The organism is Vibrio sp. 970, from assembly GCF_033339075.1.
In genome coordinates this window covers 1-641 of record NZ_JAWOTW010000432.1, presented here as the reverse complement: position 1 = coordinate 641, position 641 = coordinate 1, and the positions used below count along the sequence as shown (strand labels likewise).

Genomic DNA, 641 nt, shown 5'->3' with positions numbered 1-641 from the left:
AAGAAGTATCACAAAAAACCATGGCTGAATTTTCGGCAATGGTTGCCACGTTGCGCCAAGAAGGAGTGCAAGTGGTGGAATTTGACTATCCAGTTTCTGATGTTGCGACGCCAGATGCGGTATTTCCAAACAACTGGTTTAGCACGACACCAGACGGCACGCTTTATACCTTCCCAATGGCGTGTGAAAACCGTCAGCATGAGGTTCGCCCGGAAGCGTTAATTGCCGCGCTAGCCGCTGCAGGACGTGAAGTTCACCAGCAAAGCAGTCTAACGGATTACCTAGGCGATCACGCGTACCTAGAAAGCACTGGGGTGATGGTTTTTGACCATCTAAACAAAACCGTTTATGCCGCGTTGTCACAGCGTTGTGATCGCCTAGTGTTGGAAGATTACGCGAATCGCATTGGTTATGAGCGCGTGATTTCATTCCAAACCCGTTTGCCATCGGGTTCGCCGATTTACCATACCAACGTGATGATGGCTGTGGGTGAGCAGTTCTGTGTGATTTGTGATGAAGTGATCCCAGAATTTGAGCGTCGTTTTGTTTTGAAGTCTCTGGCAAAAGATAAACAAGTTATCTCAATTTCGCTTGATCAGATGAACCAGTTCTGTGGCAACATTCTGCAACTGGAAACCATC

1 protein-coding gene is annotated in these 641 nt (G+C 47.7%); it reads left to right on the top strand.

Annotated features, from left to right (window positions below; all coding sequences use genetic code 11):
• On the top strand, positions 1–641 hold a 641-nt coding region (locus R7Q11_RS27130), incomplete at both ends, for an arginine deiminase-related protein (protein WP_263857208.1).